The organism is Sulfuritalea sp. (assembly GCF_031426875.1).
GTDB lineage: Bacteria > Pseudomonadota > Gammaproteobacteria > Burkholderiales > Rhodocyclaceae > Sulfuritalea.
In genome coordinates this window covers 77,442-98,267 of record NZ_JASJPC010000004.1, presented here as the reverse complement: position 1 = coordinate 98,267, position 20,826 = coordinate 77,442, and the positions used below count along the sequence as shown (strand labels likewise).

The 20,826-nt window shown below is 65.2% G+C and carries 20 protein-coding genes; 10 read left to right on the top strand and 10 right to left on the bottom strand.

Annotated elements, in window-relative coordinates; genetic code table 11:
* The first annotated feature begins 4 nt into the window (after positions 1-4).
* From RMO95_RS02375 to RMO95_RS02335, 9 genes are read left to right on the top strand one after another with little or no spacing between them, the layout of a single operon-like run.
* Entirely contained in the window at positions 5-709 is a 705-nt protein-coding gene (locus RMO95_RS02375) for a class I SAM-dependent methyltransferase (RefSeq protein WP_310448983.1), read from the top strand.
* Positions 706-1,476 (top strand): class I SAM-dependent methyltransferase, encoded by a 771-nt coding sequence (locus RMO95_RS02370; protein WP_310448982.1) that lies wholly within the window; start codon positions 706-708, stop codon positions 1,474-1,476. Before RMO95_RS02375 ends, RMO95_RS02370 begins: the two co-directional genes overlap by 4 nt.
* A 4-nt stretch (positions 1,477-1,480) precedes the next feature.
* On the top strand, positions 1,481-3,604 hold the full coding sequence (locus tag RMO95_RS02365) for a heparinase II/III family protein (RefSeq protein WP_310448981.1): 2,124 nt from the start codon (positions 1,481-1,483) through the stop codon (positions 3,602-3,604).
* A complete protein-coding gene (locus RMO95_RS02360; RefSeq protein WP_310448980.1) occupies positions 3,528-4,784 on the top strand; it encodes a hypothetical protein in 1,257 nt (418 codons plus the stop codon). The genes RMO95_RS02365 and RMO95_RS02360 overlap by 77 nt, the downstream gene beginning before the upstream one ends.
* The gene (locus RMO95_RS02355) at positions 4,750-5,883 is read left to right on the top strand and encodes a glycosyltransferase (RefSeq protein WP_310448979.1); all 1,134 of its coding nucleotides are present in this window, start codon (positions 4,750-4,752) and stop codon (positions 5,881-5,883) included. The genes RMO95_RS02360 and RMO95_RS02355 overlap by 35 nt, the downstream gene beginning before the upstream one ends.
* Positions 5,884-5,922: 39 nt before the next feature.
* A complete protein-coding gene (asnB, locus tag RMO95_RS02350) occupies positions 5,923-7,869 on the top strand; it encodes an asparagine synthase (glutamine-hydrolyzing) (RefSeq protein ID WP_310448978.1) in 1,947 nt (648 codons plus the stop codon).
* The gene (locus RMO95_RS02345) at positions 7,824-9,020 is read left to right on the top strand and encodes a glycosyltransferase family 4 protein (protein ID WP_310448977.1); all 1,197 of its coding nucleotides are present in this window, start codon (positions 7,824-7,826) and stop codon (positions 9,018-9,020) included. Before asnB ends, RMO95_RS02345 begins: the two co-directional genes overlap by 46 nt.
* Positions 9,021-9,056: 36 nt before the next feature.
* Positions 9,057-9,998 (top strand): UDP-phosphate N-acetylglucosaminyl 1-phosphate transferase, encoded by a 942-nt coding sequence (locus RMO95_RS02340; RefSeq protein ID WP_310448976.1) that lies wholly within the window; start codon positions 9,057-9,059, stop codon positions 9,996-9,998.
* Positions 9,995-11,815, top strand: coding sequence for a nucleoside-diphosphate sugar epimerase/dehydratase (locus RMO95_RS02335; protein ID WP_310448975.1), 1,821 nt, complete (start codon positions 9,995-9,997; stop codon positions 11,813-11,815). Before RMO95_RS02340 ends, RMO95_RS02335 begins: the two co-directional genes overlap by 4 nt.
* On the opposite strand, the gene RMO95_RS02330 is transcribed toward RMO95_RS02335, so the two are convergent.
* Positions 11,775-12,788, bottom strand: a complete 1,014-nt coding sequence (locus RMO95_RS02330) for a glycosyltransferase family 9 protein (RefSeq protein ID WP_310448974.1) — start codon at positions 12,786-12,788, stop codon at positions 11,775-11,777. The two genes, RMO95_RS02335 and RMO95_RS02330, sit on opposite strands and share 41 nt — an antisense overlap.
* A 16-nt stretch (positions 12,789-12,804) precedes the next feature.
* Between RMO95_RS02330 and RMO95_RS02325 the strand changes: the two genes are divergently transcribed.
* On the top strand, positions 12,805-13,641 hold the full coding sequence (locus RMO95_RS02325; protein ID WP_310448973.1) for a symmetrical bis(5'-nucleosyl)-tetraphosphatase: 837 nt from the start codon (positions 12,805-12,807) through the stop codon (positions 13,639-13,641).
* Positions 13,642-13,677: 36 nt separating this feature from the next.
* Here the strand turns inward: RMO95_RS02325 and RMO95_RS02320 are convergent, their stop codons facing one another.
* The 9 genes from RMO95_RS02320 to RMO95_RS02280 all read right to left on the bottom strand — a co-directional run bounded on the left by RMO95_RS02320 (position 13,678) and on the right by RMO95_RS02280 (position 20,779).
* Positions 13,678-14,139 carry a glycine zipper 2TM domain-containing protein gene (locus RMO95_RS02320; protein WP_310448972.1) on the bottom strand — a complete coding sequence of 154 codons (462 nt, stop codon included), beginning with the start codon at positions 14,137-14,139 and terminating at the stop codon, positions 13,678-13,680.
* A gap of 30 nt (positions 14,140-14,169) precedes the next feature.
* Entirely contained in the window at positions 14,170-15,102 is a 933-nt protein-coding gene (locus RMO95_RS02315) for a carbohydrate kinase family protein (protein ID WP_310448971.1), read from the bottom strand.
* 14 nt (positions 15,103-15,116) lie between these two features.
* On the bottom strand, positions 15,117-16,127 hold the full coding sequence (locus tag RMO95_RS02310; protein WP_310448970.1) for a DUF3426 domain-containing protein: 1,011 nt from the start codon (positions 16,125-16,127) through the stop codon (positions 15,117-15,119).
* Positions 16,121-17,020, bottom strand: a complete 900-nt coding sequence (gene prmA / locus RMO95_RS02305) for a 50S ribosomal protein L11 methyltransferase (RefSeq protein WP_310448969.1) — start codon at positions 17,018-17,020, stop codon at positions 16,121-16,123. The genes RMO95_RS02310 and prmA overlap by 7 nt, the downstream gene beginning before the upstream one ends.
* Positions 17,021-17,025: 5 nt before the next feature.
* The gene (accC, locus tag RMO95_RS02300; RefSeq protein ID WP_310449007.1) at positions 17,026-18,390 is read right to left on the bottom strand and encodes an acetyl-CoA carboxylase biotin carboxylase subunit; all 1,365 of its coding nucleotides are present in this window, start codon (positions 18,388-18,390) and stop codon (positions 17,026-17,028) included.
* Positions 18,391-18,579: 189 nt separating this feature from the next.
* Positions 18,580-19,032, bottom strand: coding sequence for an acetyl-CoA carboxylase biotin carboxyl carrier protein (gene accB, locus RMO95_RS02295; protein ID WP_310448968.1), 453 nt, complete (start codon positions 19,030-19,032; stop codon positions 18,580-18,582).
* 51 nt (positions 19,033-19,083) lie between these two features.
* Positions 19,084-19,572, bottom strand: a complete 489-nt coding sequence (aroQ, locus tag RMO95_RS02290; protein ID WP_310448967.1) for a type II 3-dehydroquinate dehydratase — start codon at positions 19,570-19,572, stop codon at positions 19,084-19,086.
* A 38-nt stretch (positions 19,573-19,610) separates the two neighbouring features.
* Positions 19,611-20,177 (bottom strand): TlpA disulfide reductase family protein, encoded by a 567-nt coding sequence (locus RMO95_RS02285; protein ID WP_310448966.1) that lies wholly within the window; start codon positions 20,175-20,177, stop codon positions 19,611-19,613.
* A complete protein-coding gene (locus RMO95_RS02280; RefSeq protein WP_310448965.1) occupies positions 20,174-20,779 on the bottom strand; it encodes a nucleotidyltransferase in 606 nt (201 codons plus the stop codon). The genes RMO95_RS02285 and RMO95_RS02280 overlap by 4 nt, the downstream gene beginning before the upstream one ends.
* Positions 20,780-20,826: the final 47 nt, after the last annotated feature.

Here is a 20,826-nt window from a genome sequence, read left to right as displayed (position 1 = left end):
CTCGATGGACACCTCGAATCCGCGCTCCACGGCCACGGGTGCCCGCGCCTTTTTCGATGGCTTGGCGGGTGGCTGGGCGGACCGCTACAAGAATGACCCGTCGATGACGGCGCGTCTGGCGCGATTTTCGGATGTGTTGGCCGGACGCGTGACGCCGGGCGCCAGCGTGCTCGACTTCGGGTGCGGTGCCGGGGTCATTGCCCGCTGGCTGGCGGCCCGCGGTTACGCCATGAGCGGTTGTGACCTTTCGCTGGAGATGATCGAGGCCGCGCGGCGCGACGAGGCGGCCAGCGCAATCGGATGGGACACCTGCGGCGATGGCCCGCTACCCTACGCAGACGAAAAATTTGCCGCGATTGTCAGTTCCAGCGTGCTGGAGTACGTGGTCGATCTGGATTCGACTTTGGCGGAGCTTCACCGGATTCTTGCACCTGGGGGCTGGTTGTTGGTCACGATCCCCGACAGCCGTCATCCGCACCGGCGGCGTGAGGCTCTGAAGCGCCTTCTGCTGAGTCTGCCCCTGGTCGGCGCGTGGCTTGAACGTGGGCGCTGGGCGGAAGGCGCCGCGTATCTGCGCCTGTCGCGCAACCGGTTCAGTCCCTCCGTTTGGGTCCGGATCATTGCAGAACACGGATTCCATGTGGAGCCGGTCAGCCCTTGTGAAGGTCCGTTGCTGCTGCTGACGGCTCGACGCGGGGACGCGGGATGAGTGAACCGCATTGCCTGCAATTGCCGGCCGAGGATGTCTACGCCACGGCCAAGAAGATCGATTTTGTGCTCGAGCGGATAAGGCGATACGGGCAGCAGGTCAATCCGGCGCCGCGTGTCCTCGACTTTGGCTGTGGCAACGGGACGGCGCTTGGCCAGTATGTGATCGGCGAGGGTGCGGACTACCTTGGCGTCGACTTCCATGCTCCGTCGCTCGACTACGCCCGCACCCATTTCGGTCAGCCGCACGCGCGGTTCCTCCCCGAGGTTCCGGCCGGTGAGCGCTTTGACATCATCATCTATTCCGAGGTGCTCGAGCACCTGGATGACCCTGCGGCGATATTGCGTTCGCACCTGCCGCTGCTGGTACCCGGCGGCATCGTCCTCGGCTCGATTCCCAATGGATACGGACTGACCGAGATCGAGAAGTACGTTGACCGGAAACTGCACCTCTACGAGGCATTGCGATGGGTCTGGCGTCGTCTGCGCGGCGGGGAGCCGGTAAAGCAGGAAGCGGGGCTACCGTACAACTATGCCTCCGGCCATGTCCAGTTCTTCACGCGGCGCAGCTTCGAGCGTACCGTCCGCAGCGCCGGGCTGGAACTGGCCGAACTGCGCAATGGAAGCGTGATGGGGGCAGATCTCAGCGGCGCCACGTTTCTCCGGTCGCAAGCGCTGATCGCATTCAACACGAAGCTGGCCGACTATTTGCCGGCATGGGCGGCGGCCACCTGGCACTTTGCGCTTCATCGAGCCAAGGAAGCCTAGCCCGGTGTCCTTCGCCATCCCGAGCCAGTTTCGCGACTATCCGCTGCGGCTGCTGCTGGCGAAGGGGTTCGGCCGTTTGCGGCGGATTGCGGGAGGTGAGCTGCAGCGCCTGCGCGACAAGTTTCTGGAGAGCCACGGTGGCGGGCAGGAGACCCTGCGTCCGGTGGCGCTGCGGTTGCGCAGCGAGGACATCCCTGAGGATCTTTGCGCCTATCTCGCGGCGGTTGCACCGGCCTACATGGAACATCGGTTCAACCTGCTTGGCTCGGGCTGGGTGCGGGTGGCTCATGGCATCGCATGCGCCGGCTTCGACGGACAGCGTTATCCGTCCGCTCCATCTGTGAATGCCGACCCTGCCGGGCACTGGCTTGCGGGTCGGATCAACCGCGCCAATCTGGCTGCCGCGCAGCAGGCTTGGCAGTTGATCGGCCGCGCCGGATACGTGCCGATCGATTGGCAACTCGATTTCAAGTCCGGCTTTCGCTGGTCCGAACTGACCTGCCATCTCGATGTCCGCATCGGTTCCGCCGCGGGCGCCGACATCAAGCTACCGCGGGAGCTCGCCCGCATGCAGCACCTGCCCCAGCTCGCGCTCTGTGCGCTGCGGGCGTCCTCAGGCGACTCCCGATTTGTGGATGCCGGCCTGTATGTCGACGAGATTCGCGTCCAGTTACTCGACTTCATTGCCACCAATCCGCCGCGCTTCGGAGTCAATTGGGCTTGCGCGATGGATGTGGCGATCCGCGCGGCGAATTGGCTGCTCGCCCTCGACCTCCTGGCATCCGGCGGGCTTGGGTTGGACCGATCCACCCACGCACTCGTCTCGCGCAGCATCGTCGACCACGCGGTGTATGTTGCGGATCATCTGGAGTGGTCCGAAGTCAATCGCACCAATCACTATCTGGCCGATCTGGCCGGCCTGCTCTATGCGGGGGCGCGGCTTGATGTTTCGCCGCGCAGCGACGCCTGGCTTGCCTTCGCCGTGCGGGAACTGACGGGAGAAGCGCTGACCCAATTTCACCCCGAAGGCAGTTGCTATGAGGGGTCGACGAGTTACCACCGTCTTTCGGCCGAGCTGGTGCTTTTCGGCGTGGCTCTGGCCGCCGGGTTGCCGGAGTCGAGGCGGAACGCGTTGACGTCCTATCGACCGGATGCGATCCAGGTACGACCCGATTTCCCGCCGCCACCCGTGCCGGATTTCCCGGATGCAACAGGACGGCCGGGGCCCGTTTCAGCAATGGTCGCCGAGCGACTCTGGCGGGCAGCCCGCTTCAGCGAAGCCGTGAGCCGTTGCGACGGACGCATCAGCCAGATCGGCGATACCGACTCCGGACGGCTGTTCTGGCTGCATCCGGTGGCGGTCGGTGGTCATCCGCCCGGACGCGACGATCTGGATCATCGTGCACTGATCGAATCCATCGACGCGCTGTTTTCACCAACCGTTGCCGCCCGATGGTTCGACAGCGTTGTGGTGCGTGCGCTGGCCGGAGAGTGGCTGGCTCGGATTCCGGAGCCACTATCGATGCCGGGTGACCTTGGCGACGCAACGGCGATCGAGGCGGAAATCAGCCAACGACCGGATGCGTGCCGCCGGTTCAGACGATTTCCCTTGGCGCGGTCGACGAATCCCTGGAGCCGTATCGCCTACCCCGCCTTCGGGCTCTACGTTTTCCGCCGCGACGACGACTTCGTGGTCTTCCGCTGCTGGGGTCCGTTGGCGGCCGGCACGCCGAGCGGACACCTCCACGACGATAATCTCGGCATTGAAATCGTGTTGGGAGGGCAGGCGTTGATACAAGATCCTGGAACCTACGTCTACACGGCCGATCCGCAGGCGCGCAACCTGTACCGCTCCGCGTCGGCGCATGACGCGCCGCGGGCGCGTGCCTGGGACGTGGCTCCTCCGGGTTCGACGCTCTTCTCCCTGACACCGAAGGCCGCGGCCGAGTGCACCTGCTGGCAGGCCGATGCGGTTGCCGGACGGATCGTTGCGGACGAGGGCACGCTGCATCGCCTGGTGCGCTTCCGGGATGATGCGCTGGAGATATGGGATGGCATTTCCGGGGGCGAACTGGCTGCCCTCGGCAACGCACCGACGCCCTGCATTGGCTATGGCCGCAAAGCCTAAGGTTCTCTTTCTCCTGTTCGAGGGACTGGCGGCCACTGTGTTGGAGTCCCAGGTCTTGGCCACAGTGCGCATGCTCCAGGCGAAGAGCGTCGCGCAGTTCGAGGTGTGGGCATTTGCCTGCCTTGATGCCCTCATGCAGAGTTCCCGCTCCCGCCTCGGGGCCGCGGAGCAACTGGCACAGGCACCGGTGTTGCTGTATCGCGCGGTGCGGCCGCTTTCCCGGCTGGCCTACGCGATCAACGTGCTCTTGTTTGCGTGGCGCTTGTTTCCTCGCCGCCGGGACTTCACCCACATTCATGCGCGCACCGACTATTCCGCCGCCGTGGCGGGGCCGGTGGCGAGCCTGTTCGGCATCGAGTTGATCTGGGACTGCCGCGGCGATTCGGTGGCCGAGGTCGAGGAGCGTTTTGCCGGTCGTCGCGGCTGGTTTGGCCTGCTGGTGCAATTGCGGCTGCACGAGCTACGTGGCTACACACGAATGGCGGGCCGATGGTGCAGCCGCGCACTGTTCGTGACGGAGGAGTTGCGCGACCAGTACCGCGAACTGGTTGGAGACAAGCCTGTCGAAATCGTGCCCTGCGCGGCCCACGAGGAACTATTCTTTTTTGATCCTGACCTGCGCGCGGCAAGCCGTCGGCGCCTCGGCTATGCAGCCGACGAGACCGTGTATGTCTATAGCGGCAGCCTTACCGAGTACCAGGGTTTCGGCGACACGGTGGGATTTTTCGCGGCGGCCCATGACAAGGATCCACGCAGCCGCCTGCTGGTGCTTACGCCGGCGCTGGCGGCCGCGCAGCACGAACTGGCGCATCTTCCGCAGGGCAGTTTCCAGGCCCATGCCTGCGCCCTCGGCGAGGTTAATGCCTATTTGAATGCCGCCGATGTCGGCTTCCTGCTGCGCCCGCCTCTGCGTACCAACCGGGTGGCCTCGCCGACAAAGTTCGCCGAATATGGCCTGACGGGCCTTGCGGTGGTGACCAGCGAAGCCGTACCCTATGCCATGCGCGTCGCCACGGCTGTCGGCAACCTCGTGACTGTCGAGAATGGCTGCCCTCGACTGCCGTCACTTGACCGCCCGGCGGTGGCCAGGCGCTTCGCCGAACGGCTCGGCCGCAGCAATTTCACAGAAAATTACCGTCGAATCTATGCGCCCCATTCCGATAATCGCCGTCACCCGTAGTTTCGATAGCGGCGGCACGGAACAGCATTTGCTGCAAACGCTCCCGCGCCTGAATCGTGAAAAGTTTGCGGTCACCATATTGGCGCTGTATCGCGGAGGGGCGCTGGCTGAGGCTTTTACGCAAAGTGGAGTGAATGTCCGGCCGGGTTCGTCATCTCGTATCGGGGCTCTGTCCCGCCTTGCGTCGCAAGCGGCTGGACACCGTTCATTGGTGCACTGCTTCTTGCCTGAGCCATACCTTCTTGGCGCCCCGGTCGGGCTCATGGCGGGTTCGACAGTATTGATGAGTCGCCGCAGCCGCAACACTTACCAGCAACACCATCCGGTGGCCGCATGGTTCGAGCGTCGGCTGCATCGTCGCATGGCTGCGCTGGTCGGCAACTCGCGTCCGGTGGTGGCCGACCTGCTTGCCGAAGGGGCGCCGCCCGGGCGCGTCCGGCTGATCTACAACGGCATCGATACCGGCCGCTTCCTGTGCGGCAACCAACGCGAGGCCAAACGCCAGGAAGTCCGAACCCGACTCGGACTGGCGGATGATGTTGTCGTATTGACTTGCGTCGCCAATCTGTTTCGCTACAAGGGCCATGCCGATTTGCTTCGGTCGCTGGCCATGCTGAGCCCCGTCATTGCAGCGAACTGTGTAATGCTGCTCGCCGGGCGTGACGCGGGAGAGGCGGATTCCCTGCAGAGGCAGGCTGTCGAACTGGGCATTTCCGGCAGAGTCCGGTTTCTTGGCGAGCGGCGCGACGTCCCGGACTTGCTCGTCGCGAGCGACATCGCGGTGCTTGCATCGCAAGAGGAGGGATTCTCGAATGCCGTGCTGGAGGGCATGGCGGCAGGGCTGCCGATGGTGGTGACCGACGTTGGCGGGAATGCGGAGGCAGTGATCGACGGCAAGAATGGTTTCGTCGTGCCGGCGCGGGAACCCGCGCTGCTGGCAGAAGCCATGTCGGCCTTGATTGGCGATGCCGGACGCAGGCGCGCGATGGGGGATGCCGCCCGCGTGCGCGTCACCGAATCGTTTTCGATCGATGCGTCGGTTTTCGCCTATGAGGCGCTGTATGAAGAGATTTGGGCACGATACGGAAATGGTTTGTGAATTCACGGAGTCAACTGGCGTGCGAAAGGTGTTCTTGAAGTGTGTGGCTTAGCGGGGGCTCTGCTCCGCAATCGATTGCGCGACGACGATGCGCTGGTTCGCGATGTCGGCGCCATGGCGGACGCAATCGTTCACCGCGGGCCCGATGAGGGCGGCGCCTGGACCGATGCCGCATTCGGTGTCGCCCTGGCGCATCGCCGCCTGTCCATTCTCGATCTGTCAGCCGCCGGGCGCCAGCCGATGCACTCCGCCAGCGGGCGATTCGTGATCGCCTTCAATGGGGAGATCTACAACCATCTCGAGTTGCGCAATGAATTGCCGGGCTTTGCCTGGCGAGGGCATTCCGATACCGAAACACTGCTGGCGGCCTTCGAGACATGGGGCGTCGAGGCGGCCTTGCGACGCATGGTCGGCATGTTTGCCATCGCCTTGTGGGACAGCGGGCGCAAGGAACTCACGCTCGCGCGCGATCGTCTGGGCGAGAAGCCGCTCTACTACGGTCTGCAGGACGGCGCACTGCTGTTCGGCTCGGAACTCAAGGCGCTGGCGGCGTATCGCGGCTGGGCTCCGCAAGTCGATCGCGATGCGCTGGCTCTGTTCATGCGCTATGGCTATGTGCCCTTGCCGCACACGATCTGGCGCGGGATCCGCAAACTGCTGCCCGGGAGCTATCTGACCCTCGCCGCCGATGCGCCAATCACCGTCCTGCCAGCGCCGACTCTCTATTGGCGCGCGGTCGAAGTCGCTGCGGGCAGTGCTCGCACAAGCATCGACGAAGCGAGCGCGGTCGGGGCGCTGGACCAGCATCTACGCGTCGCCGTGGCAGGGCAGATGGTTGCCGATGTGCCGCTCGGCGCCTTTCTTTCGGGCGGCGTCGATTCCTCGACCATCGTCGCCCTGATGCAGGCGCAGTCGCCGCGTCCGGTGCGGACCTTTTCCATTGGTTTTACCGAAGCGGACTACAACGAGGCCGCGTATGCCAAGTCTGTCGCGGCGCATCTGGGCACCGACCACACCGAGTTCTACGTGTCGCCGGGAGATGCCCAGGCCGTGATTCCCCGCCTGGCTGAAATGTATGACGAACCATTCGGCGACTCGTCGCAAATCCCTACGCATCTGGTCGCCGCGATGGCGCGCCGCCATGTGACGGTTTGCCTGTCTGGCGACGGCGGCGACGAGTTGTTCGGCGGCTACAACCGGTATTTCTGGGGAAGGTCGATCTGGCGTCGCATCGGCCCGCTGCCGCGCGGCCTGCGGGCTGCCGCGGGGCGCGCAGTCAGCGCCGTTTCGCCGCAAGCCTGGGACAGGATCGGCAGGGCGCTGCCCAGCGGTCTGCGCCAACCGACACTCGGCGATCGCCTGCACAAGCTCGCCGGAGTCATCGATGTGGCATCGACGGACGAACTCTATCGGCGACTGGTATCCCAGCACCGCGAGCCTCGCAGCATCGTGATCGGCGGCGACGAAGCGCCGATCTGGGCCGACGCCGAGGCGGCCGATTTTGCGCGCTCGGCCCGCGGCGGCGACTTTACAGAGCGCATGATGTTCCACGATCTGGTCGGTTATCTTTCCGACGACATCCTGGCCAAGGTCGATCGGGCCGCCATGGCGGTCAGCCTGGAGACGCGTATTCCGCTGCTCGACCATCGCTTGGTGGAGTTCGCCTGGTCGCTGCCGCTGGATATGAAGATTCGTCATGGACAAGGCAAGTGGCTGCTGCGTCAGGTGCTGTATCGCTACGTGCCGAAGGAACTGATCGAGCGGCCGAAACAGGGCTTCGGCATTCCGCTCGATTCCTGGTTGCGTGGGCCGCTGCGCGACTGGGCGGAAGCGCTGCTCGACGAGTCGCGATTGCGCAGCGAGGGCTTTCTGCATCCCGAACCGGTGCGCCGCAAGTGGGCCGAGCACCTTTCCGGCCGCCGCAATTGGCAATACTGGCTGTGGAACGTCCTGATGTTTCAGGCCTGGCGGGAGCGTTGGGCGTGAGGGTCTGCCAGCTCTGCGCCGTCGATTTCACCGTCAGGAACTTCCTGCTGCCGCTCATCGACGGCATGCGCGGGCAAGGCTGGTCGGTGACCGCCGTATGCTCGCCCGGTCCGTTTGTCGACGACTTGCGCCGCGGCGGCTACGCCGTCGACACGATTCCGATTTCGCGCAGCATGAATCCGCTTTCGGCACTTCGCTCGACGATCGCGCTGGTGCGCTACTTTCGTCGCGAGCGCTTCGACGTCCTGCATGTGCATACTCCGGTGGCGGCATTGATTGGGCGCCTCGCGGCACGCATCGCCGGGATTCCGCTGGTCGTCTACACCGCGCACGGCTTCTATTTTCACGACGAGATGCCGCGCCGCAAGCGTGCGCTGTTCGTTGCGCTGGAGCGCTTTGGCGGGAGGCTTACCGACCTGCTTTTCTCGCAGAGCGCCGAGGACGCGGAGGAGGCGGTCAAGGAGGGCATTGCCCCGCGCGAGCGCGTGCTGGCGATCGGCAACGGAGTCGACGTGTCGTGCTTCGATCCGGCAAGAGTTGGCGCTGGCGAGACGGCGCGCGCGGCATTGGGCATTCCCGCCGAGGCTTTCGTGGTTGGCATGATTGGCCGTCAGGTGCGCGAGAAGGGGGTGGCTGAGTTTCTGGCTGCCGCCGCCGACCTGGCGCAGCGATTTCCCAAAATCTGGTTTCTGCTTATTGGTGAGCGTTTGCCCAGTGACCATGCCAGCGGTGTCGAGGATGAGTTCTCTGCGGCGAAAGCCCAATTGGGCGAGCGACTTGTGGCCCCCGGCCTGCGCTCCGACATCCCCCAGATGCTGGCAACGATGGACTTGTTCTGCCTGCCGTCGTGGCGCGAGGGCATGCCGCGCACCATCATCGAGGCGATGATGATGGGCAAGCCCGTGGTGGCCACGGATATCCGTGGTGCGCGGGAAGAAGTTGTGGCCGAGGAAACCGGCGTGTTGGTGCCGACGCGTGCACCGGGACAGCTCGCCGCGGCGATCGAGCGTTTTGTCCGCGATCCGGCATGGGGCACGCAGCTCGGCCAGGCAGGCAGGCAGCGCGCATTGATGTTGTATGATGAAAAAAAAGTCATCGCGTTGCAGCTGGAGCGAATTGCCCAGGCTGCGCGACAGCGGGCTCTGCTCTGATTCCATTCCATAGTGTCGAACTGGATTGCCTCCATCGTGGCCGCTAGCGCCACCATCGCTCTCCTCGCAATTCTGTTGCGACGCGCCGATGTTTTGCCCGTCGATCGCCCCAACGCGCGTTCGCTGCACGATCGGCCGACGCCCCGCATCGGGGGGTTGGCGCTGTTCCCGGGAGCCGTTCTGGGTTGCCTTGCAGCCGGTTTGTGGGACGGCGATTCGGTGCTCCTGCTGGGGCTCGCCGGTTTTCTGTTCTTTCTGTCGATCTTTGACGATTGGCGCAGTCTTCCCGTGAAGTTGCGGTTCGGCGCCCATCTCCTGGCTGCGGGCTTGCTCGCCTTCGGTTTGATGGGTTCCTCGATGGTCGCCTTGGCAGCGGCTTTGGCGGTGGCATGGATGACCAATCTCTTCAATTTCATGGACGGCGCCAACGGCCTGGCTGGCGGCATGGCGGCCATTGGCTTTGCCGTCTTCGGCCTGGCGTTCGGCGCGCCGAACGCGAGCTACGCCTTGACCGGGGCAGCCCTCGGCTTCCTGGTATTCAATTTTGATCCGGCCAGGGTGTTTCTCGGCGACGCCGGATCGATTCCGCTTGGCTTTCTGGCGGGAGGACTTGGCTTGCTGGGCGTGGTGAAGGGGCAGTGGCCCTGGTGGTTTCCCCTGCTTGCGTTCTCGCCGTTTGTCGTCGATGCGACGGTTACGCTGGTGCGTCGGGCGCTGCGCAGGGAAAGGGTTTGGACCGCCCATCGAGAGCACTACTATCAGCGCCTCGTGCGCATGGGCTGGTCCCATCGCCGGCTGGCATTGTTCGAATACGTGCTCATGGCGGCATGCGGAATTTCGGCCCTGACCCTGCTGTCGGCGGGCCAACAGTTCCAGGTCCTGGGGCTGTCGGCATGGGTTGTCGTTTACGCAGGCCTGATGCTGTTCATTGACAGATGCTGGGCGCGCAGTGCGGCCAGCCGCGGAGACCGGGCGTGAGGCGCAGCGCGATGATTTTCCTGCACGACCTTGCCATGGTGGTGTTCGCCTGGCTCGGGTCTTACTGGCTGCGCTTCAATCTCGACATTCCGGCTGAATTCAATGAGGCCATGTGGTCGGCGCTGGTGGTGGTGATACCCGTGCAGGGAATCATTTTCTATGGCTTTGGCCTGTATCGTGGGATGTGGCGCTTTGCCAGCGTTTCCGACCTGAAACGGATACTGATCGCCTGCGGAGTCGCGGGTCTGGCGTCGCCTGCGGCCCTGGTGATGGCACAGCAGCTCAACATGGTGCCGCGCTCGGTGTTCATCCTCGATCCATTGCTGCTGGTGTTGCTGATGGGCGGCGTGCGCTTCACCTATCGGGCCTGGAAGGACGGACATTTCTTCCTGCGCCGCACCGGGGTGGGCACGCCGGTCCTGATAGTTGGCGCTGGCGAGACGGCGATGCGCCTGATCAAGGAACTGGAAACCAGCCGGGTCTGGCGCGTGGTCGGTCTGGTCGATGCCGGTTCGGCGCTGACCGGTCGTCAGCTCGGCGATGTGCCTATCCTGGGCGGGATCGATGCGATCGCGGAGCATGCGCAACGCGCCGATGCGCACCACGTCATCATCGCCATGCCCTCGGCGTCGGCAGCGGAACGGCGGCGTGCGACGGAACTGACGGCGGCGGCCGGACTTACGGTGATGACCGTGCCCGCGCTCGAAGACCTGCTCACCGGCCGCGTGGCGATTTCGGAAATCCGCAAGGTCGAACTCGAAGACTTGCTCGGCCGCGACCGGATCGAGCTCGACGAGGCCGGCCTGCAGGGCCTGCTGGAGAACAAGACCGTGCTGGTGACCGGCGCCGGCGGCTCGATCGGCTCCGAGTTGTGCCGCCAGATCGCGCGCTTCCGTCCGCGGCAGTTGGTGTTCCTGGAGCAGTCCGAATACGCGCTGTACAGCATCGAGCAGGAGTTTGCCGGGCGTTCCGTGACCTGCGTGGTGGGCGACGTGAAGGATGTCGTGCGCATGGACGCGGTGTTCGCCGAGCACCGGCCGGACGTGGTGTTTCACGCCGCGGCCTACAAGCACGTGCCGCTGATGGAATGTGCCAACGCCTGGGAAGCGGTGAAGAACAACGTGCAGGGCACGCTCAACGTGGCGCGCGCCGCGCTGGCCAACGGCACCGGGGAATTCGTGCTGATTTCCACCGACAAGGCGGTCAATCCGACCAATGTCATGGGTGCCAGCAAGCGCCTGGCGGAGGTCGTGTGCCAGGCGGTGCAGGCGCAGCGCTCGGCGACGCGTTTCGTCATGGTGCGTTTCGGCAATGTCCTGGGTTCGTCGGGCAGCGTGATCCCACGCTTTCGCGAGCAGATCGCGAAAGGCGGGCCGGTCACCGTCACGCATCCGGAGATCATCCGCTACTTCATGCTGATACCCGAGGCGGCGCAACTGGTGTTGCAGGCCGGACTGATGGCGGCGCGCGAAGCCGAGGGCGGCCGGGTCTTCGTGCTCGACATGGGCGAACCGGTGAAGATCGTCGACCTGGCGCGCGACATGATCCGGCTTTCGGGCTTCAGCGAGGACGAGATAAAAATCGAGTTCACCGGCCTGCGGCCCGGCGAGAAGCTCTACGAAGAACTGCTCGCCGACGGCGAGGCGACCCTGCCGACGCCGCATCCTAAGCTGCGCATCGCGAAACCTTCGGCGTCACCCGACGCGGCCTGGCTGGCCGAGCTCGAACTATGGCTGGCAGCGCCCTGGCGCGAGGAAGCCGAGGTGAAATCCGGGCTCAGGAGCTGGGTGCCGGAATATCGGCCCGCAAGGCATTGAAGGCCGTCGTTACTTCATCGACCGCGATGTCCCGCACGTCGAGCGAAGGCTTCTGCAGCAGGCGATAAGGCACGCCCCAGGGGCGCCAGCGCGCCGTGCCGGAATTGCCGAAGAGGCACACGATGGGCAGGCCGAGCCCCGCCGCCAGATGCATGGCGCCGCCGTCGGCGCAGATCAGCGCATCGCATTGCGCGAGCGCGGCGATCAGGTCCGCCAGCGTCTGCGTCGGCCGCGCAATCACCGGGGCGCCAGCGCCAACTCTTGCAAGCAGCTCGCCGGCCTTGGCATCGTCGCCCGGATGCAGCGGATTGTCTTCGGCGCCGGGCGACCAGAGCAGCATGAAGCGCAGCGGGCCTTGCGCCGCCAGTGATTCAATGGTTTCGGCGAAGCGTTCGGCCGGCCAGCGCTGCGACGCCTTGCGCGCGCTGATGTGGATGCCGACGGTGAATGGCGGCGCCGGCGCCGCCTTGCCCGGTGCGAAGACCCGACAAGCCGGCGGCGGACCGGCAATGCCGTAGACCGCAGCGACGCGAAACACGTCCTCGGCTTCATGGCGGCCGGCGTCGTCGAGCGGCAGCGCCAGATCCAGTCCCTTGACGTCGCCGAAGCCGATCAGGCGCTTCGGCTGCAGCCAGCGCGCGAGCTTGACCACCCGCGGCTGCGGCGAGGTGGTGGCGATGATCACGTCGTCGAGCTGCATCCCGCGCAGTTTGCGCATCATCGCCAGGCGCCGCCACAGGATGCCGGGCAGCGATTCGCGGGGACCGCGATGCTTGGCCTTGGTGTAGACAAAGACTTCGTCGAGATCGGGATTGCCGGCCAGCACCGGTGCGTTGTAGCTATTGACCAGCGCGCCGATCCAGGATTGCGGAAATCGCCGGCGCAAGGCGGCGATCAATGGTGTGGTGCACACCAGGTCGCCGATGTTGTCGCGCCGGATGATCAGTATTTTCGGGGTGGGGGCAGGGCTCAAGGTAAACTTGTCGACTATGGCTACTTATGCAATCGGAGACCTGCAGGGCTGCTACGACCCGCTGCGGCGCCTGCTCGACTATATCAGTTTCGATCCGGCCGCCGACCGCGTCTGGTTCGTCGGCGACCTGGTCAATCGCGGCCCCGCGTCGCTCGAGGTGCTGCGCTTCGTCAAGGCACTGGGAAGTTCGGCGACCGTGGTGCTCGGCAATCACGATCTGCATCTGGTGATGCAGGCCGCAGGCTACGGCAAGCCGAACAAGGAAGACACGCTCGACGAGATCCTGGCGGCCGCCGACCGCGACGAGTTGCTGGCCTGGCTGCGGGCGCAGCCGCTGTTCCATGTCGAGGACGGCTGGGCCATGGTGCATGCCGGCCTGTTGCCGAGCTGGACCGTGGCGCAGGCGCAAGCGCTGTCCGACGAAGCCTCGGCGGCATTGCAGGCCGCCGACTACCGCGACTTCCTCGCCAATATGTGGGGCTCGGAACCGGCAGCCTGGCGCGACGATCTCGCCGGCTGGGACCGTTTGCGCGTGGTGGTGAATGCGATGACGCGCATGCGCTATGTGACGGCGAGCGGCGCCATGGAATTTCGTGCGGGCGGCGCCAAGTCGCCGCCCGACAAGGGGCCGCCGGGATGCCTGCCGTGGTTCAATGCGCCGGGGCGCGCCAGCGCCGACCATGCGATTGTCTGCGGGCACTGGTCGGCCCTCGGATTTCGCGACGAGGCCAACATCCTCGCGCTCGACACCGGTTGCCTGTGGGGCGGTTGCCTGACGGCGGTGCGGTTGGATGACCGGCGGGTATTTCGTCAGCCCTGTCCGCAGCAGGCCAAGCCCTCCGGCTGGGACTGAGCGTCCGGCGCTCGTACCAAGGCTCGACGGGCGAACTCAGTGCGAGACGCGGGTGACGCCGCTGCCGGACAGGACCCGCACTTTGTCGCCGGCGCGGAATTGTTCGTCGGCCTCCTGGGTCACGGCGATGAACTGGCCGCTGTCGAGTTTGACGGTGATTTCCAGGCCGTCCTTCTTCGACGTCTTTTCCTCGATGGCCTGCCCGGCCACGCCGCCGAGCACGGCGCCGAGCACCGAGCCGACGGTCGAGCCCTTGCCCTGTCCGACGTTGCTGCCGGCGATGCCGCCGACCACGCCTCCCGCAACGACGCCGACACCCGATTGCGTGCCTTCGATGGTCACCGTGCGCACGGATTCCACGACGCCCATGCGCACATGCATTTCGCCGCGGGTTTGCGAACGGGAATAGGCGGAACCGGACTGGCTGCCGGCGCAACCGGCCAGTACCAGGGCGGTTGCGGCAGTGACGGCAAGGGCAAGCAGACGGTATGGCTTCATGAGATTTCCTTTATTCACGGCGGGGCTCGATCAGAGTGTCTCACCGAATGCGGCACTGAAACGCTGGGCAATGTCTTCCCTTCTCAGCTTGTGGTTCTGGCCGCCGCGGTGGGCGATCTTGATCGACCCCATCAGCGATGCCAGGCGCCCGGTCTTCTCCCATTCCCAGCCCCGGCCGATGCCGTAAAGCAGGCCGGCGCGGTAGGCGTCGCCGCAACCGGTCGGGTCGATCAGCGATTCCGGCGGCGCCGCCGGAATCTCGATGCGGCGGCCATTGCTGTAGATCTGCGATCCGCTGCCGCCCAGCGTGACGATCAGCGCCTGGACTTCCCCGGCCAGTTGTTCCAGGCTGCGCCCGGTGCGTTCCGTCAGCAACTTGGCTTCGTAGTCATTGACCGTGCAGTAGTCGGCAAGTTTCAGGAAGGCCATGAGTTCGGCGCCGTCGAACATCGGCAGGCCCTGGCCCGGATCGAAAACGAAGGGTATGCGGGCATCGTGGAATTCGCGCGCATGCTGCAGCATGCCGTCGCGGCCGTCGGGCGCGACGATGCCGAGACTCACCTCGCGCGCATCGGTGACCTTGTTGCGGTGCGACTGGGTCATCGCGCCCGGGTGAAAGGCGGTGATCTGGTTGTCGTCGAGATCGGTGGTGATGAAGGCCTGCGCGGTGAAGCTGTCGGGCACGTGCGTGACATGGCTGGCGTCCAGTCCCAGTTGCTTGAGGCGGTGCAGGTAGGGCGTGCTGTCGTCGCCGATGGTCGCCATGATCAGCGGCTCGCCGCCGAGCAGCTTGAGGCTGTAGGCGATGTTGCCGGCGCAGCCGCCGAACTCGCGACGCATGTCGGGCACCAGGAAGGCGACGTTGAGGATGTGGATCTGTTCCGGCAGGATGTGGTTCTTGAAACGATCGCCGAATACCATGATGGTGTCGTAGGCCATCGATCCGCAGATGAGTGTCTTCATGAATGCTTTCGGGTTCAGGGATAGAAAAGATACAGCCGGTAGCCGCTGGCCGCCATCTCGCGCGGCTCGACGCCGACCGTCAGCACGATGTCGGCGTTGGGCGCCATGCCGGCGGCGAGCGGCGTCGCGGGCGGCAGGTAGTCGGCCGGCGCCAGCACCTTGCGCGCGATGGCCTGGTCCGCCGTGTCGGTCAGCGTGAGTTCCAGATGCGGGAACTGCTGGGCGAAGGGCGCCCGGTTTTTCAGCGTCGCCGCCAATGCCAGGCGGCCCGGATGTCCGCTGTCGGGGTGCAGGTCGGAGGCCTCGATGCCGACCATGCCGACCTTCGTCGGCAGGCCGACTTCGCAGCCGGCGACCTGGCACAGGGCGACCAGGGCCGGTTTGGTCTGCGGCCACAGCACCGCCAGCTCGACGCGGAACGCCATCAGCGCCTGCAGGCCCAGTACGGCGAACGCCAACAGGCTGCCGATCACCCACGGCCAGCGGCGCGGCGGCGGTGGCGCGGCGGGGAAGGTCTCGCTCCAGCCTGCCGTCTCGCTGTCATCCGCCGTGTCGGTATCCGGCGCTGCGGCGTCAAGCTCGGTCGCTTCCGGGGCGGCGGTGATTTCCGGCAGCAAGGCTTCCTCGGTGTCCGGCGGCAGCGCCGGGACTTGCTCGGGCACTTCGTCCGGCACTTCCGGCATCGAGCCGGGGTCCGGCTCGGGCGCTGGCTCGGTAGCCGGTTCAGGAATGGGCTCGGGAGCCGGTTCAGGAGTTGGCGCTGGCGGGACGGCGAATTCGTCGGTCGCGGCTTCGGCATAGGCCGCGGATTCCTCTGCCGTATCGGGCGGGGAAGGGGCAATCCCGTCGTGCGCGGATTCGGCGGCGGGCGGTGCGACCAACACCACCGTGGGTTCCTCGATCAGGCTGTCGATGGCATTGAAGACATGCTGGCATTCGCCGCAACGCACGCGGCCGGAGCGCGCCTTGAGCTGCTCCGCGGTGACGCGGAAGTGGGTTGCGCAGTTGGGGCAGCGCGTCAGCACTGCTGGCCCTCCAGCCGCACCCAGCCGTCCAGTTCGGCGCCCACACGCAACGCAATCAGCGGCGCATAGGCGGCGATGACCTGGTCGGCCTGGCTCGCCAGCACGCCGGACAGCGCGATGCGCCCGCCCGGCGCGATGCGCCCGACCAGCAGCGGGGCCAGCACGCACAGCGGGTTGGTGAGGATGTTGGCGACCACGATGTCGAAGCGCTCGTCGAGCTTGTCCCGCGAATGGCGCAGGGCGATCGTCACGTCATTGTTGGCGGCGTTGTCGCCTGCGGCGATCAGGGCATTCTCGTCGATATCCACGCCCAGCACCGATGCCGCGCCCAGCCTGGCCGCGGCGATGCCGAGGATGCCCGAGCCGCAGCCGTAGTCGAGCAAGGTTTCTCCACCGCGCAGGGTTTCGGTCAACCATTGCAGACAGAGGAAGGTGGTCGGGTGCGAGCCGGTGCCGAAGGCCAGGCCCGGGTCGAGGATCAGGTTGATCGCGTTGGCGTCGGGTGCGGCGTGCCATGAAGGCACGATCCACAGGCGCTGATTGACCTTGATCGGGTCGAACTGGGCCTGGGTCAGGCGCACCCAGTCCTGTTCGGCGACGTCTTCCAGTTCGATCTCGGGCAGGTCTTCGATCCCGGCCGCGGCCGCCGCCGCGGCGATGCGCCCGATCAGGTCCTCGCCCGGATCGAACAGCGCCACCACCCGGCTCTCATTCCACAGCGGCGTCGCGGGTCCGCTCCCCGTTGCGTCGGGTTCGCCGAATTGCGGCGTTTCCAGCTCGGTTCCGGCCAGCGCGTCTTCGACGCTGACCGAGATCGCGCCGGCCGCCAGCAGCGCGTCGGACAGCGCATCCGCGTGCGCGGCGTCGGTTTCCAGGGCGACGCTGACCCACATGGCGCCTACTTGCCTTTGCTGGCTTCGCTGCGGGCGGCGAGCTTTTCTTCGAGGTAATGGATGCTGGTGCCGCCCTTGATGAAACGCTCGTCCAGCATCAGGTCCTGGTGCAGCGGGATATTGGTCTTGATGCCGTCCACCATCATTTCCGACAGCGCGATGCGCATGCGCCGGATGGCCTGTTCACGCGTATCGCCGTAAGCAATCACTTTGCCTATCATCGAGTCGTAGTGGGGCGGCACGGTGTAGCCCGAATAGGCATGGGAATCCACGCGGATGCCGGGGCCGCCGGGCGCATGCCAGTTGGTGATCTTGCCCGGCGAAGGCGTGCACTTGAAGGGGTCTTCGGCATTGATGCGGCACTCGACGGCATGGCCGCGGATTTCGATGTCGCGCTGCTTGAACCAGAGTTTTTCGCCGGCGGCGATGCGGATCTGTGCCTGGACGATGTCGATGCCCGTGATCAGCTCGGTGACCGGGTGCTCGACCTGGACGCGGGTGTTCATCTCGATGAAGTAGAACTCGCCGTCCTCGTAGAGGAATTCGAAGGTGCCGGCGCCGCGGTAGTTGATGCGGCGGCAGGCCTCGGCGCAACGGTCGCCGACGCGGGTCAGCACCCGGCGGTTGATGCCCGGCGCCGGCGCTTCCTCGATCACCTTCTGGTGCCGGCGCTGCATCGAGCAGTCGCGCTCGCCCAAGTAGACCGAGTTGCGATGCGCGTCGGAGAGCACCTGGATTTCCACGTGGCGCGGATTTTCGAGGAACTTCTCCATGTACACGGTCGGGTTGTTGAAGGCCGCGCCGGCTTCGCTGCGGGTCATGTTGACCGCGTTGAGCAGTGCGGCCTCGGTATGCACCACGCGCATGCCGCGTCCGCCGCCGCCACCGGCCGCCTTGATGATCACCGGATAGCCCACGGCGCGGCCGATCTTGGTGATTTCCTTGGGGTCGTCGGGCAGGGCGCCCTCGGAGCCGGGCACGCAGGGGACGCCGGCTTCGCGCATGGCGTTCTTGGCGCTGACCTTGTCGCCCATCAGGCGGATGGTTTCCGGGCGCGGGCCGATGAAGGCGAAGCCGGATTTCTCGACGCATTCGGCAAAGTCGGCGTTTTCCGAGAGGAAGCCGTAGCCGGGGTGGATCGCCTCGGCGTCGGTGACTTCGGCCGCGGAAATGATGGCGGGGATGTTGAGGTAGCTCTGGCTCGAAGGCGCCGGCCCGATGCAGACCGATTCGTCGGCCAGCTTGACGTACTTCGCCTCGGTGTCGGCTTCCGAATGCACGGCGACCGTGCGCACGCCAAGCTCGCGGCAGGCGCGCAGGACTCGTAGCGCTATCTCGCCGCGGTTGGCGATCAATACTTTACCGAACATCATGCCTCCGCCGGGCCGCCCCAAGGAGGCATGAGTTGTTGAACCGGACGCTGCAAAGCAGCGGAACCGTCATCACCCCTTTCCGTGGGGCGAAGTCGGGGTTTCGTGGAGCACTGCTCCACGCCGACGTAGCCGGCCGGCTGTGCAAAGCCGGTCGTGGGGCGCGGGTCGGGGGAATGGTCGTCATGTTCAGCCGATCACGAACATCGGCTGGCCATACTCCACCGCCTGGCCGTTTTCAACCTGGATGGCCTTGATCACGCCGGATACGTCGGCTTCGATCTCGTTCATCAGTTTCATCGCCTCGATCACGCAGAGCGTGTCGCCCTCCTTCACCGTCTGGCCGACCTCGACGAAAGGCGCGGCATCCGGGCTGCTGGCCCGATAAAAGGTGCCCACCATCGGCGCCTTCATGACATGGCCCTCGGGCAGGGCCGGTGCGGCGGCGGCAAGAGTTGGCGCTGGCGACACGGCGGCCGGCGCCGCTACTGCGGCTGCGGGCATGTGGATATTGGTGGTAGCGGGTGCTGCGGCGAAATGCTTGGCAATGCGAATCTTTTCTTCGCCCTCACTGATTTCAAGCTCCGAAATGCCGGAGTTCTGCACGAGATCAATCAGGGTCTTGAGTTTTCTCAGGTCCATGGGGACTCCCAAACAAGGATTTGCGGCCGCGGCCGCCGATTTCTAGATGATTCAGGCGGTACGCAAGCGGGCCAGCGCGGCTTCCAGCGCCAGTTCGTAGCCTTGCGCGCCAAGACCGGAGATAACGCCGACGGCGATATCCGAAAAATACGAGTGACGGCGGAACGGCTCCCGCCCATGCACATTCGACAGATGAACCTCGATGAAGGGAATGGCCACCGCCGCCAGGGCGTCGCGCAAGGCGACGCTGGTATGGGTATAGCCCGCCGGGTTGACGATGATGAAGCGCACGCCTTGTTCGCGAGCCGACTGAACCCGGTCGATCAGTTCGCCCTCGTGATTGCTTTGAAAGCTTTCGAGCCGGGCGCCGAAAGCGCGAGCCCGGGCCTCCATTGCCGTATGTATGCTGGCCAGCGTGGTGCGCCCGTAAATTTCCGGTTCGCGGCTTCCCAAGAGGTTCAGATTCGGCCCGTGGAGGACCAGAATTGCGCCCTGCGATTCGTCGCCAGTGCCGGCTTTGCTGCGTTTTTGCTTCGTCATGGGCGCAAGTTTGCCGCAAATACCTACACTTTGTCCAGTTAGCGAGAAATCAGCTCGACCAGTTGCCGCTCCAGATCCGCCTCCGCGAAGCGGCCCAGCTTGATCGCCGCGACCATTCCCTGGCGGTCGATCACCGCGGTGAAGGGCAGTGCCTGGCGCGAGTTGCCCAGTGCGACGCTGCTGTCGATTGCGCCGGAGTCACCGATCAGCAAGGGGTAGCTGACCGGGGTCTGCTTTTGAAATTCGCCGACCTTGTCTGCAGTATCGATGCTGATGCCGACAAATTGAACACCTTTGGCTCCGAACTGCTCCTGCAGGCGAGAGAAGCCCGGCATTTCCTCGCGACAGGGTGGGCACCAGGTCGCCCAGTAATTGACGACCAGAATCTTGCCGCGCCATTGTTCCATTGCCTGGGCCTTGCCTCCCGAATCGGGCAGGGTCAAGCGAAAGATCGCCGTTGCCTGGGTGCCAAGCGATGAAGTTTCCAAAGGAGGAATTCCCTTTATGTTCGCGGCAGGTTGGATGTCTTTATATATTAAATAGCCGAAGATGGCGGATAGAAGTCCGACGACTCCGACTGCGACCCAGATGCGGCGGGAATTCATGGGCCGGTTTCCCGCAACAAGTCGATCACGGCCTCGGCGCGTGCCCGCCGCCGACCCTGACCGCCGTGATGTGCTTTCGGCTGCTGGCGCTCGGCGAGCGGCGGATAGATCGATAGCAGGACGGGAATATCGTTCCAGTCTATGGCCAGTTGCGAGTCCAGCCCCGGTTTGCGCTTGTCGATGACTTCGTAGGAAATGCCCTGGGACAGGAGCGCAATTTCGACATCCTTGCTGCTATCGGCGAACAGTTCTATTTCTGCGGCGGAATAGCGGCCAGCCGTGCCATCCAGGGCACCGCCCGTCAGATAGGGGTTGAATTCGGTCAGCGCCTGCATCACTTCGAGTGCCGTGGCGCGCAGATCGTGTACGCGCTCCCGCTGCTCGTCTTCCTGGTAGAGCGACTGCCAGCTGCGCAACTCGGTCTCGATTTCCTCGTTGGTGGGCAGCGCATCGCCTTCCGCGGCACCGAGACTTCGCGCCGCCTTGCGTTTGGCGGTGCCGTAATCGGCGATGCCGTCTTCCGCCATCAGGCGCGCGGCGGCGCTGGCGATCGCGCGACGCAATTGGCTGGATGCGGAGGGTGCTGGTTTGCGGCGCGGCATGGGGTAGCGGGTAGCGGAGGTTACAATCCTGAGACATTATTCCATGG

What these genes read in the sequence shown, in the direction of transcription:
- RMO95_RS02375 (WP_310448983.1), top strand. Translation starts at nt 5, where the DNA reads ATGGACACCTCGAATCCGCGCTCCACGGCCACGGGTGCCCGCGCCTTT.
- RMO95_RS02370 (WP_310448982.1), top strand. Translation starts at nt 706, where the DNA reads ATGAGTGAACCGCATTGCCTGCAATTGCCGGCCGAGGATGTCTACGCC.
- RMO95_RS02360 (WP_310448980.1), top strand. Translation starts at nt 3,528, where the DNA reads ATGGCATTTCCGGGGGCGAACTGGCTGCCCTCGGCAACGCACCGACGC.
- RMO95_RS02355 (WP_310448979.1), top strand. Translation starts at nt 4,750, where the DNA reads ATGCGCCCCATTCCGATAATCGCCGTCACCCGTAGTTTCGATAGCGGC.
- RMO95_RS02325 (WP_310448973.1), top strand. Translation starts at nt 12,805, where the DNA reads ATGGCTACTTATGCAATCGGAGACCTGCAGGGCTGCTACGACCCGCTG.
- RMO95_RS02320 (WP_310448972.1), bottom strand. Translation starts at nt 14,139, where the DNA reads ATGAAGCCATACCGTCTGCTTGCCCTTGCCGTCACTGCCGCAACCGCC.
- RMO95_RS02315 (WP_310448971.1), bottom strand. Translation starts at nt 15,102, where the DNA reads ATGAAGACACTCATCTGCGGATCGATGGCCTACGACACCATCATGGTA.
- prmA (WP_310448969.1), bottom strand. Translation starts at nt 17,020, where the DNA reads ATGTGGGTCAGCGTCGCCCTGGAAACCGACGCCGCGCACGCGGATGCG.
- accC (WP_310449007.1), bottom strand. Translation starts at nt 18,390, where the DNA reads ATGTTCGGTAAAGTATTGATCGCCAACCGCGGCGAGATAGCGCTACGA.
- accB (WP_310448968.1), bottom strand. Translation starts at nt 19,032, where the DNA reads ATGGACCTGAGAAAACTCAAGACCCTGATTGATCTCGTGCAGAACTCC.
- aroQ (WP_310448967.1), bottom strand. Translation starts at nt 19,572, where the DNA reads ATGACGAAGCAAAAACGCAGCAAAGCCGGCACTGGCGACGAATCGCAG.
- RMO95_RS02285 (WP_310448966.1), bottom strand. Translation starts at nt 20,177, where the DNA reads ATGAATTCCCGCCGCATCTGGGTCGCAGTCGGAGTCGTCGGACTTCTA.
- RMO95_RS02280 (WP_310448965.1), bottom strand. Translation starts at nt 20,779, where the DNA reads ATGCCGCGCCGCAAACCAGCACCCTCCGCATCCAGCCAATTGCGTCGC.